5 protein-coding genes are annotated in these 12,498 nt (G+C 60.2%); 3 read left to right on the top strand and 2 right to left on the bottom strand.

What is annotated here, in order from left to right; all coding sequences use genetic code 11:
• Position 1: 1 nt before the first annotated feature.
• Together cyoB and cyoA are read right to left on the bottom strand one after the other, a co-directional pair.
• Complete coding sequence (gene cyoB / locus EM858_RS10530; RefSeq protein WP_127756666.1) at positions 2 to 2,005, bottom strand: cytochrome o ubiquinol oxidase subunit I; 2,004 nt, start codon at positions 2,003 to 2,005, stop codon at positions 2 to 4.
• 76 nt (positions 2,006 to 2,081) lie between these two features.
• Positions 2,082 to 3,155, bottom strand: a complete 1,074-nt coding sequence (gene cyoA, locus EM858_RS10535) for a ubiquinol oxidase subunit II (RefSeq protein ID WP_127756667.1) — start codon at positions 3,153 to 3,155, stop codon at positions 2,082 to 2,084.
• A gap of 305 nt (positions 3,156 to 3,460) precedes the next feature.
• Here cyoA and EM858_RS10540 point away from each other — a divergent pair, with 305 nt between their 5' ends.
• The 3 genes from EM858_RS10540 (at position 3,461) to EM858_RS10550 (ending at position 12,463) form a co-directional block, all read left to right on the top strand.
• Positions 3,461 to 4,789, top strand: coding sequence for an MFS transporter (locus tag EM858_RS10540; protein WP_080818377.1), 1,329 nt, complete (start codon positions 3,461 to 3,463; stop codon positions 4,787 to 4,789).
• Positions 4,790 to 5,195: 406 nt separating this feature from the next.
• Positions 5,196 to 10,697, top strand: coding sequence for a glutamate synthase-related protein (locus tag EM858_RS10545; protein ID WP_127756668.1), 5,502 nt, complete (start codon positions 5,196 to 5,198; stop codon positions 10,695 to 10,697).
• Positions 10,694 to 12,463 (top strand): sulfite reductase subunit alpha, encoded by a 1,770-nt coding sequence (locus EM858_RS10550; RefSeq protein ID WP_127756669.1) that lies wholly within the window; start codon positions 10,694 to 10,696, stop codon positions 12,461 to 12,463. The genes EM858_RS10545 and EM858_RS10550 overlap by 4 nt, the downstream gene beginning before the upstream one ends.
• Positions 12,464 to 12,498: the final 35 nt, after the last annotated feature.

The raw sequence follows: 12,498 nt of genomic DNA on the forward strand, positions 1-12,498 counted from the left end.
GTTACGCCTGTTCCGCGAGCAGCTTCGTACGTTCCGCCTCGACCGTCGAAACGTCGGAAGCCGGAATGTAATAATCGCGATTGTAGTTGAAGGTATGGGCGATGGAGACCGCGATGATGGCGAGCATCGACAGAGCCGCAAGCCACCAGATGTGCCATACCAGGGCGAAGCCGAGAACCACGCTGATGGCGCTGATGATCACGCCGGCGCCGGTGTTCTTCGGCATATGGATCGGAATGAAGCCTTCCTTGGGACGGTTGTAACCGCGCTTCTTCATATCCGCCCAGGCGTCGACATCATGGATGACGGGCGTGAAGGCGAAGTTGTAGGCGGGCGGCGGCGAAGACGTCGACCATTCCAGCGTACGGCCGTTATAGGGGTCGCCGGTCACGTCACGCAGCTGGTCGCGCTTCAGGAAGCTGACAATGAGCTGGATGACGAAGGAGGCGATGCCGAGCGCGATCAGGAAGGCGCCGAAGGCGGCGATCAGGAACCAGATCTGCAGGGAATTGTCCTCGAACTGGCTGATACGGCGGGTAATGCCCATCAGGCCGAGAATATAAAGCGGCATGAAGGCGAAATAAAAGCCGATGAACCAGAACCAGAACGACAGCTTGCCCCAGAACGGATCGAGACGGTAACCGAATGCCTTCGGGAACCAGTAGACGATACCCGCAAGCACACCGAACACGACGCCACCGATGATGGTGTTGTGGAAGTGGGCGATGAGGAACAGCGAGTTGTGCAGCACGAAATCCGCCGGCGGAACGGCGAGAAGAACGCCGGTCATGCCGCCGATGACGAAGGTGATCATGAAACCGATCGTCCACAGCATCGGAACGTCGAAATTGATGCGGCCCTTATACATGGTGAAGAGCCAGTTGAAGATTTTCGCGCCCGTCGGGATCGAGATAATCATCGTGGTGATGCCGAAGAAGGCATTCACGCTTGCACCGGAACCCATGGTGAAGAAGTGGTGCAGCCAAACGATGTAGGCAAGGATGGTGATGACACCCGTTGCATAAACCATCGAGGCATAACCGAAGAGACGCTTGCGGGAGAACGTCGCAACGATTTCCGAGAAGACGCCGAATGCCGGCAGCACCAGAATGTAAACTTCGGGATGGCCCCAGATCCAGATGAGGTTGACGTACATCATCGGGTTGCCGCCGAGATCGTTGGTGAAGAAATTGGTGCCAACGTAACGGTCGAGGGTGAGAAGCGCGAGCGTGCCGGTCAGGATCGGGAACGAAGCCACGATCAGGATGTTCGAACACAGCGATGTCCAGACGAAGATCGGCAGGCGCATCATGGTCATGCCAGGCGCGCGCATCTTGATGATGGTCACGATCAGGTTGATGCCTGAGAGTGTCGTTCCCACGCCGGCGATCTGCAGACCCCAGATATAATAATCCACCCCGACGCCCGGGCTGCCGTCGATGCCGGAAAGCGGCGGATAGGCGAGCCAGCCGGTCTGCGCATATTCACCCACGAACAGCGAGATCATGGTGATGACGGCGCCGGCCGTGGTCATCCAGAAGGAGAAGTTGTTGAGGAAGGGGAACGAAACGTCGCGGGCGCCGATCTGCAGCGGCACGACGAAGTTCATCAGACCCGTGATCATCGGCATGGCCATGAAGAAGATCATGATGACGCCGTGGGCCGTGAAGATCTGGTCGTAATGGTGCGGAGGGAGGTAACCTTCCGATCCGCCCGACGCGATCGCCTGCTGGACGCGCATCATGATGGCGTCGGCGAAACCGCGCAAAAGCATGACCAGCGCCAGGATGATGTACATGATACCGATCTTCTTGTGATCGATGCTCGTGAACCATTCATTCCAGAGATAGCCCCAGAGGCGGAAATAGGTGAGGGCGCCGACGACGGCGATACCGCCCAGAGCCACCGCCGCGAAGGTCGCGACAAGGATTGGCTCGTGAAGCGGGATGGACTCCCATGTCAGCTTCCCGAACAGGAACGACGTTTGATCGGAATTGACGATCATTTTTAGCCTCTTGCGATTCTAAGACATAAGATCGGCGCAGCCATTGGCCGCGCCGCATAATGCCGGGACGTATCCGTCAGCCAGCGACTTGTTTCGTTTCCGGCAGCGCCGCAGGCTCGAAAGTCTGTCCTTCGAGCGCAGCCGGAGTGGATTGGGGACCGCTGGCGACGCCAAAGGGCGCAAGCGGCGTGCAGACGACGGAATTCAGCGCCTTGGCGATATCGATGCCTTCCTTGCCGCCGCCGCCATTGGCGTCGATATGCATCATGTCACGCATGCAGAGCTTGTTGGGCTCGACGCAGCGGTTGAGGATGGCGCTGTAGAGTTCGGGATCGATCGAGGCGAAATATTGTACCGGTTCGCGCTCGGAGGGCTTGGCGAATTCCAGATATTCCTGGCGGCCAAAACCCTTGCCGCCTTCCTTCGCCTTCGCCACCCACTGGTCGAAGCCCTGCTGGCTGAGGCCATGGAACTTGAAGCGCATGTGGGAGAAGCCGGGGCCGGAGAAGTTGGCCGAGAAGCCGTCATAAACGCCTTCCTTGTTGATGACGGCGTGCAGCTTGGTCTGCATGCCGCCCATGGCGTAAATCTGGCCGGCGAGCGCGGGAACGAAGAAGGAATTCATCGCCGTTGTGCCGGTGATCTTGAAATTGATCGGCACATCGACCGGAGCGGCGAATTCATTGACGCTGCCAATGCCGAGTTCGGGATAGAAGAACAGCCACTTCCAGTCCATGGCCACCACTTCGACCGTGAGCGGCTTGATATCGGCGGTGACTTGGCGGCTCTCGTCGATACGCTCCAGCGGGCGATAGGGGTCGAGACGGTGGGTGGAAATCCAGGTCACCGTGCCGAGCATCAGGATGATGGCGACCGGAGCCGACCAGATCACCATTTCAAGGCGCGTGGAGTGGTGCCACTCGGGATCGTAATCCTCCGCTTTGGCCGATTCACGATATTTCCATGCGAAGAAAAGCGTGAGGACGATGACCGGAACGATGATCAGCAGCATCAGAACCGTGGACGTGATGATGAGATCGCGCTGCTGGATGGCGACGTCGCCCGAGGGATTCATGACCACGAGGTTACAGCCGCTGAGCAGCAGCAGTACCGGAATAGCCAGAAGGGCGGATGGGATTTTTTTGATCATGCGCACGTTCTCTGAACTTGTACAGTTTGGATTATGCCGCGATTAATTGCCGAACATCATTTTTCAAATGAGGTATATTGTCGCGGTGCAGCGAAACCTTCGCGATGCACCATGTGCCGGGCGGAGCTGCGTTTGAAGGCGGAGCGCGTGCATTATCGCATGGTCGACCGACTGGGCAACCCTTTATTGTCAAACTTCAATTGACGTTACGTAGGGTGCGTGTGACAATCCGCCGCATCGTAACGCAACGGAAGAGGAGCCGGCGCGTTACAGGAATGGTTCGTCCATGACGCAGGAGGGATATTATGAGTTATACGAATGCTGCTCCATCCTTTGGGCAGGCGCCGGAGGCGAACGGAAATGGGGCCGGTCCCGTCAAGGTCGATCCGGATCGCATCACGATTGCGGTCATTCTTGCGAGAATGACGGAATTCTTTGACTTTTTCATCTATGCCATCGCCTCCGCGCTCGTTTTCCCCCACGTCTTCTTTTCTTTCGTCGATCCGCTGACGGCGACGCTTTATTCTTTCGCGGTTTTCTCGCTGGCCTTTATCGCAAGGCCGATCGGCTCGCTGATCTTCCTCCAGATCGACCGCAAATTCGGGCGCGCCGTGAAGCTGATGGCCGCCCTCTTCACCCTCTGTGGTTCCACAATGGCGATCAGCTTTCTTCCGTCCTATGCGGAAGCGGGCATGCTTGCCCCCTGTCTTCTGGCGGTATTCCGCATCGGCCAGGGCCTTGGGCTTGGCGGCGCATGGGACGGTCTGGTTTCGCTGCTCGCCATGAATGCACCGCAGAAACAGCGCGGCTGGTACGCCATGATGCCGCAGATCGGTGCGGCCATGGGCTTCGGTCTCGCCAGCGCCTTTTTCATCGTCTTCGTGACGCAGCTTTCCAATGCGGAATTCCTCGCCTGGGGCTGGCGTTTCCCGTTCTTCGTGGCGCTGGCGCTGAATGTTCTCGCGCTCTTCGCCCGCCTGCGCATGATCGTGACGCCGGAATTCCAGGCCATGCTCGAACAGCACGAGCTGGAACCGCGTCCCATGTTCAAGATGCTGCGGTCGCAGTTTCCCGTCGTCGTGACCGGTGCCTTCGTGCCGCTTGCGAGCTTCGCTCTCTTCCATCTCGTCACGGTCTTTCCGCTGAGCTGGGTGTCCCTCAACACCAGCCAGCGCGTCTCGGACTTCCTGTTCGTGCAATTCGTGAGCGCCATCATCGCTGGCGGCATGATCGTGGTTTCAGGCATTCTGGCCGACAGGATCGGCCGGCGGAAGCTTCTGGCTGTCGCTGCGGTGTTGATCGGCCTCTTCAGCCTCGTAGCGCCGGTTCTCCTGAGTTCGGGCGATATCGGCCGCTATCTGTTCGTGCTGATCGGCTTCTCGCTGCTGGGTCTGTCGTTCGGTCAGGCCGGCGGTGCGCTCGCCTCCCGCTTCAGCCGCGAATACCGCTATACCGGCGCATCGCTCACCTCGGATATTTCCTGGCTGATCGGTGCTGGCTTCGCGCCGCTCGTCGCGCTCGGATTTTCGTCCAAATTCGGCCTTTTCGCGGTCGGCATTTACCTGATGTCGGGTGCGCTCTGCACGCTGATTGCCCTCTGGTTCAGCCGGACGCTGGACATGCCTTCGGAGTGATCCGGGCAATTTAAAAATCCCTGCAGCCATCGCGCCGCGGAATCCTGTCGGATTTCGCGGCGTTTTTGTTTTTTTATTGCGCTGGGTCGATTTTAATCTTGACTCGGTAGATCATGAAATATTATGTAAGTAATACTGACGTAATTCAGTGTGTCTCACCGCCGGAAAGCCGGCCTTCAGGGAACGCGATGCGAACGACGACGATCATTATTTGCGAAAAAGCGGCCATCGCCGCCAAGCCGTTCGACGGCCGCAAAACGACCGTTCGCGCCATTAAACGCCGATAAGCAAAATGAAGAGGAGCAGCCAGGTCGCCTGCGGCTCCGCCCGCAGAGTGCCGGCTGACGCGCCGGGTTTCGGGAAAGAGGGCGATGCCGCGCGAAATGCGCAACGAGAGGAGAGTGCCTTGAGCGTGACGGAACAAAAATTCGGCCTTTACGATGCGGCTTTTGAAAAAAGCAGCTGTGGCGTCGGTTTCATCACCCGCAAGGACGGCGTGCAGACGCATGATGTGTTGAAGCGCGGCCACGAGGCTCTCTGTGCCGTGCCGCATCGCGGCGGCATGTCGGCGGAAGGTGTCGGTGACGGTGCCGGCGTGTCGCTGGATTTGTCGCTCTCCTTCTTTCGGGAATTGACCGGTGAGGACGGCTTGCCGGCCGGTCGGTTCGGCGTCGGCAATTTTTTCCTGCCGCAAAATCCGGCTTTCCACGGCGAGGCGGTCGGTATCATCGCAGACTCTCTCAAAGAGCAGGGCTTTGCAATCCTGCTCGTGCGCGATGTGCCGGTGAATGACGCGGCCATTCGTCCCGCCGCCGTCCCTTACCAGTTGCCGATCCGCCAATCGGTCTTTTCGGCTCCGGCCGAATGCGCAACCCTCGCCGAATTTGACTGGCGCATCCACAAGGCGCTGCTCGCCATCGAGGCGCTTGCCTATACGGTGCCGGAACTCGCCGGCTTTTATCCGCTGTCGCTCAGCGCCCGCACGCAGGTTCTGAAAGGGCGTTTAAACTCCCATGAGGTCATGCCCTATTTCTGCGACCTCACCGATCCGCGCCATGAAGTGCATACGATGTATTTCCACACGCGGTTCTCCACCAATACCGATCCGCACCCTTCCATGGCGCAGCCCTTCCGCCTGATGGCGCATAATGGCGAGCTCAATACCGACAAGAAAAACCGGCTGTCGGAAGCGGCCGTGGCGCTGGCGAAGAATGCCAGCATCATCCGCCCGAAGGGCCAGTCGGATAGCTGCCGTCTGGACCAGACGCTGCAGGCGCGGGTAATGGAAGACGGTCTCGACCTCGTCACCGCCGTGGTCTCGATGATGCCGCCGGCTTGGGAAAACGACGATACCCTGTCATCCGACGTCAAGGCGATGCTGGAATATTTCTCGCTCTATGAAGAGAAGAATGACGGCCCGGCCGCGCTGATTTTCGGCGACGGCACCATCATCGGCGCGCGGCTCGATCGCCTCGGCCTGCGCCCGTTGCGCACCGTCGAGACGGAAGATTATCTCTGCGTCATGTCGGAAGCCGGGCAGATCGCCTTTCCGGCGGAGAGCGTCATCCGTCGCGGCCGCATCGAGGCGGGCGGCATGCTTTATTACGACCATTCAGAACGCCGCGCCTTTTCCACCGTCGAGGCGCTGGAGCTTCTCGCCTCACGCCGCGATTATTCATCCCTGCTGCGCGAAGCCCGTGTCATGCTGGAGGATCTGCCGGAAGTGCCGGCGGAAAAGCAGGGCTCGCCGCTGCGTTACAATGGCGATCTGGAACGGCACCAGCGTTACGTCGCCTATTCGCATAATCAGGAAAGCTTCAAGTTCCTGATGGACCCCATGCTGGCCTCCGGCGCGGAAAAGATTTCGGCGATGGGCTACGGCAATGCCATCAACGCGCTTTCCGACCAGGAAGGCGGGGTTGCGAAGTATTTCTCACAGCGCTTCGCGCAGGTCACCAATCCGCCGCTCGACAGTATTCGTGAGGCCGACGGCATGACGTTGCGTGTCGCCCTCGGTGCGAAGCCAAACAGCGGCGCGAAGAAGGCCCGCCAGATCGTCGTGCGCTCTCCGATCCTGACCCATCTCGATATGTTGCGCATCCGCGAGCAGTCGGAGACTCCCCTTCGCCGTTTCGAAATGCTTTATTCGCCGGTCTTCGATGTTGCGGAGGCCAACGAAGCCGCGCTGCGGCAGGCAATCGATGGTCTCTGCGATGAAGTTGTGGCTTTTGCGGCTGAGGAAGGCGGCATCGCCATCATCACCGACCGGCACGTCTCGGCAAACCGTGCGGCCTTGCCGATGATCATGGTCGTCTCCGCCATCAATCAGCGGCTGATCGAGGAAGGTTTGCGGCTGCGCGTGTCGCTGATCGTTGAAAGCGGGCAATTCTCCTCTTCGCATCACATAGCAGCAAGCCTCGGCTTCGGCGCTTCGGCCGCCTATCCGCTCGGCGTGCAGTTTCGCGCCGAGGAGAAATTCGGTGCCGATGCCGACAAGGCCTTCAAGCGTTTCGCCAAGGCGGCTGAAAAGTCGCTGATGAAGACCATGGGCAAGGTCGGCCTGTGTACGGCGGAAAGCTACATCGGCGGCGAGTTCTTCGAACCGAATTTCCTCGATACAGACGATGCGGTGCTGAAGCGCTATTTCCCCAACGTGAAGACCCCGGTCGGCGGCGTCAACTTCGCCGTCATCGCGCAGGCCGTGGCGGACTGGCACCGCAAGGCGCTGTCTGTGAAGGGCGAAAACGACATTCCGCTGCTCGGTCTCTTCAAGGAGCGTGCGGAAGGCGCCGGCCATTCCTATGGCACGACGGCGGTACGCGGTTTCGTGGATATGACGGAGGAAAAGATCGGTTTCGACAAGGGAACCGAAAACGAGGAGGCGCTACGCCTGCTGCCGCTTAACCGGCTGGAGGATGCCTTCGGTCTCAACGATGCGGCCTATTATCACAACAGCTTCGACCGGCTGACGCCTGACGCAATCGACAAATTCGAGGTAACGCCCGGTTACCGCGCCTTCGCCCGCATGATGGCCGAGGAAAGGGCGCGCCGCCCCGCCGCTCTGCGCGACGTTCTGGAATTGCCCGCCGATGTGACCTTCGCCGGTTCCGCGGAAGAATTCCGCCGGGAAATGGGCCGTTTTTCCCGGCAGGGCAATAATAGCTTCATGGTGCGCGGATTGCGTTGCGAAGAGGCGAGAGACGGCGCTTTCCGGCTGCAATTGACCGGCCCGCACGGTCATGAGCTTGCCCGGCTTGCCGCACTCGGCCAGTCACTGCTCGACCGTTTCGGCGCGGATATTCCCGGCCATTGGCTGGAAGGCGGCGCGCTCATGGTTCAGGCGAAGGGCGAAGCCTCCGCCTATCTCTCGCTTATCCGCACCGCACCGGAAAGCATTGCGCTCGATGCCGTGCAGAAGGCGAGCGAGATCACCAAAACCCTCGCATCGGGTGCCATGAGCCATGGCGCACTGGTTGCCGCTGCCCATGAGGCGGTGGCGCATGGCACCAACATGGTCGGCGGCATGTCGAATTCGGGTGAAGGCGGCGAGCATATTTCCCGTTATGGCACCATCCGCGCCTCGCGCATCAAGCAGTTCGCCTCCGGCCGCTTCGGCGTCTGGGCCGGTTATCTTGCCGATCCGATGCTGGAGGAAATCGAGATCAAGATCGGCCAGGGTGCAAAGCCGGGAGAGGGCGGGCAGTTGCCGTCTCCCAAGGTGACGGTGGAAATCGCGGCGGCACGCGGAGGCACGCCGGGCGTCGAACTCGTCTCGCCGCCGCCGCATCACGATACCTATTCCATTGAGGATCTGGCCCAGCTCATCCATGACGCCAAGGCGGCGCGCGTGCGCGTTATCGTCAAGCTGGTCTCGTCGGAAGGCATCGGCACGATCGCGGTCGGCGTCGCCAAGGCGGGGGCGGATGTCATCAATGTTGCCGGCAATACCGGCGGCACAGGGGCGGCGGCCGTCACCAGCCTCAAATATACCGGCCGCGCGGCGGAAATCGGTATCGCAGAAGTGCATCAGGCGCTCTGCGCCACCGGCCTGCGCGCCAAGGTGTTGCTGCGCTGCTCCGGCGCGCACCAGACGGCGAGCGACGTGGTGAAATCCGCGCTGCTCGGCGGCGACAGTTTCGAATTCGGCACGACGGCGCTCATGATGCTGAAATGCGTCATGGCCAAGAACTGCAACATCAAGTGCCCTGCCGGGCTAACCACCAATCAGGAAGCCTTTAACGGCGATCCCCGCGCGCTGGCGCAATATCTCATGAACATCGCCCATGAAACGCGCGAGATTCTGGCCGCACTCGGGCTGCGCTCGCTGCGGGAAGCACGCGGCCGTTCCGATCTTCTTCACCTCCTCGATCATCCGGCAAGCGTCGGACAGCTTGACCTCCGGGCAATGCTTGCCGTGGTCGAAGAGGTGAAGGTCGATAGCCCCGTCTATATGGAAAAGGATTTTGCGCTGGACGACGCCTTCATCGAACTCGTGCGCTCTGCTTTGATCGACAGCAAGCGGGAAAACATCGAGCTTGGCGGCAATCGTTTCCTCAACAATTGCAACAAGAGCGTCGGCGGCCAGCTCGCCGTCGATATCGAACGCATGCTGAACCATGAACTTTCCGATGAAGAGGCGGATGCGCTGCCGGCGGTGAAGCGGGACAGCCGTGGCCGCCGATTCCTGGAGGCGGGTTCGGTGCGCATCGATACCTCCGGTTCCGCCGGGCAGTCCTTCGGCGCTTTCTGCAATGACGGTATGGTCATGATCCATACCGGCACCTGCAATGACGGTGTCGGCAAAAGCGCCTGCGGCGGCACCATCGTTGTGCGCTCTCCCGGTGGCGGCTCGGAAGAGGCGGGCGGCAATGTGCTGGTCGGCAATTTCGCGCTGTTCGGCGCCACCGGCGGCCGCACCTTCGTGGAAGGGCAGGCGGGTGACCGTTTCGCGGTGCGTAACTCCGGCGCCACCGCCGTGGTCGAAGGCGTGGGGGATTTCGCGTGCGAATATATGACCAACGGCGCGGTGCTGAACCTCGGCAGCTTCGGCAAGGGCTTCGGCAACGGCATGAGCGGCGGTTTCGTTTATCAGTACGACCCCTATGGCGATCTGCCGAAGAAAGTCAGCCATGATTCCATCCTGCTCGGTTCGATCACGGGTGAGGATGAACAGGCCGCAATTCATAATCAGGCCATCCACCAGCTTCTGACCTGGCATGTTGCGGAGACCGGCTCGGCCAAGGCGGCATGGCTTCTGGAAAACTGGGAAAGTGAACAGCACAACTTCGTTTACGGCATGCCACGCGCCCTGCTGCTTTATCAGGATAGCGATGAGATTCTGAAGGCGAAGCCCCGCAAGGAACTGCTGGAGGAACTGGCATCCGCGCTTGCCGCCCACCAGCTGCGCAAGTTCAAGCTCGCTTATCGTGACCGCAAGGCCGTCCTGAACGGAACGGTGCCGGGTTATGGCGAGACGGATACGGAGGAAATGTATGCGCTGCTCAACAATTATACCGTGTTGAGCATGGCGCAGGCCATCGCCATGCAGCGGGTACCGATGGCGTCAGGTCCTTCCGACCCGGCCATTGAAAAAGCCGTGCGCAATCTCATCCTCACGGAAGACTATGCGCTGATGCAGCGGCTGCTGAAATATGCCCGCGAGGCGCTTTCAGACCATGGCGATGAACAGCTTGCGGTGATGATCGCCGCCAAGCGTCTCGACGATTACAAGCAGGCGCTGGCGCGCAGGAACATCTGGTCGGTGGACAGCCCCGGCACCTATGGCTGGATCATCCAGCAGAACCGGAAAAACATCGAGAAGATCGGCCGCCTGCCGGGCTTCGAGGAGCTTTTCGCGGCCCGCGCCATTCCCGACCTCGCCACCGCATCCAGCCACAGGGCAGCATGATGAAGATACCTTATATTCCCGAAGACGCGCCCTTCAACGGTGATCAGCGCGCATGGCTTTCCGGTTTTCTGGCGGGGCTCCATTCCCGCGCCGCCATCGGCCTGGAGACATCGGTTGCCGCTGCTGCTCCCAGGGCGGCGGCCAGTCTGCTGAATATTCTTTTCGGCACCCAGACCGGCAATGCCGAGGCGCTGGCGATGGATATTGCCGCCGCCACCCGCGCGCAGGGCATGCAGCCGGTGGTGACGGCACTCGATGATGTCTCGATGGACAGTCTCGGCGCCATGAAGCGGGTCATCGTCGTCACCTCGACCTATGGCGAAGGTGAAATGCCTGATAATGCCCAGCTTTTCTGGGAAGCGCTCGCCGCGGACAGCGCGCCGCGTCTCGACGAGACGAATTTTGCCGTGCTCGCGCTCGGCGATACCGGTTATGACGGTTTCTGCCAGGCGGGCAAGCTTATCGATACGCGGTTCGAACAACTCGGCGGCAAGCGCATGAAGACGCGTATCGACTGCGATATCGACTTTGAGGACGCCGCCGCCGCATGGATCGGCGAGGCCCTGCCGCTCGCGCTTGCTGTCGATGGCGGCAGCGCGGCATCTGTCACCATGTCCGACATTGCCGAGCCGCCCGTGCGGGCAAAGCAGGGCTGGAGCCGCAAAAATCCCTATTCGGCTGAGGTAAGCGTCAATCGTCGCCTTTCCGGTCCAGGCTCGTCCAAGGAAATTCGTCACTATGAATTCGATCTCGGCGAAAGTAGCCTGGACTATGAGGCGGGTGACGCTCTTGGCGTCGTGCCCCTGAACGATCCGAAACTGGTCGGCGCGCTGCTGGAACACTTCGGAGCGGCTGCGGACAGCCAAATCGTCGGGCTGGACCGGCCGGTCGGCGATGTGCTTCACAACATGTTCGAGATATCGACGCCTTCGCGCGAACTCGTCGCCGAAATTGGCAAGCGGGCGGGGCATGACGAACTCAGCCACATTCTCGCAAACGGAGACAGGGAGCAGCTGGCCGCCTTTCTCTGGAGCAAGGATATTCTCGACCTCATCAATCTCGGCGGAAAGCCGCTATTCGATATTGCTGAATTCGTGACATTCCTGAAGCCGCTGCAACATCGCGCCTATTCCATTTCCTCCAGCCCGCTGGTCGCGAAAAACAGCGTGCATCTGACCATCGCCAGCGTGCGTTATCGCGCCGAGGGCCGTGAGCGTGGCGGCGTATGCTCCACCTATCTCGCCGACCGGGTGAAGGCAGGGCAGAATGCCGGAATTTTCGTCTCGCCGAACAAGGCGTTTCGTGTGCCGCAGGACAATGATGCGCCTGTTATCATGGTGGGACCGGGCACTGGCATCGCGCCCTTCCGGGCATTTTTGCAGGAACGGCAAGCCCGAGGCGCAAAGGGCAAAAACTGGCTGTTTTTCGGCGACCAGCACCGGCAGTCGGATTTCATCTATGAAAACGAGCTTGGCGACATGAGCCGCGACGGCGTGTTGACTCGCCTCGACCTCGCTTTCTCGCGGGATCAGGCGGAGAAGATCTATGTCCAGACCCGCATGCGACAGAACGGCAAGGCGCTCTATCAATGGCTTGAAGAGGGCGGATATTTCTACGTCTGCGGCGACGCGACCCGCATGGCGAAGGATGTCGATGATGCCCTGCACGGTATCGTCAGCGATGAGGCCGGCATCTCCGCCGAAGCGGCGAGCGAGTACGTGAACCGGCTGAAGCGAGAAAAACGTTATCTGCGTGACGTCTATTAAACGCAACCGATAAAGGGACCGCCGCCGTTGTACCG

The organism is Agrobacterium sp. CNPSo 2736 (assembly GCF_004005385.1).
GTDB classification, from domain to species: domain Bacteria; phylum Pseudomonadota; class Alphaproteobacteria; order Rhizobiales; family Rhizobiaceae; genus Agrobacterium; species Agrobacterium leguminum.

Excerpts from the sequence above, each read along its gene's own strand:
- cyoB (WP_127756666.1), bottom strand. The coding sequence starts at position 2,005 with ATGATCGTCAATTCCGATCAAACGTCGTTCCTGTTCGGGAAGCTGACA.
- cyoA (WP_127756667.1), bottom strand. The coding sequence starts at position 3,155 with ATGATCAAAAAAATCCCATCCGCCCTTCTGGCTATTCCGGTACTGCTG.
- EM858_RS10540 (WP_080818377.1), top strand. The coding sequence starts at position 3,461 with ATGAGTTATACGAATGCTGCTCCATCCTTTGGGCAGGCGCCGGAGGCG.
- EM858_RS10550 (WP_127756669.1), top strand. The coding sequence starts at position 10,694 with ATGATGAAGATACCTTATATTCCCGAAGACGCGCCCTTCAACGGTGAT.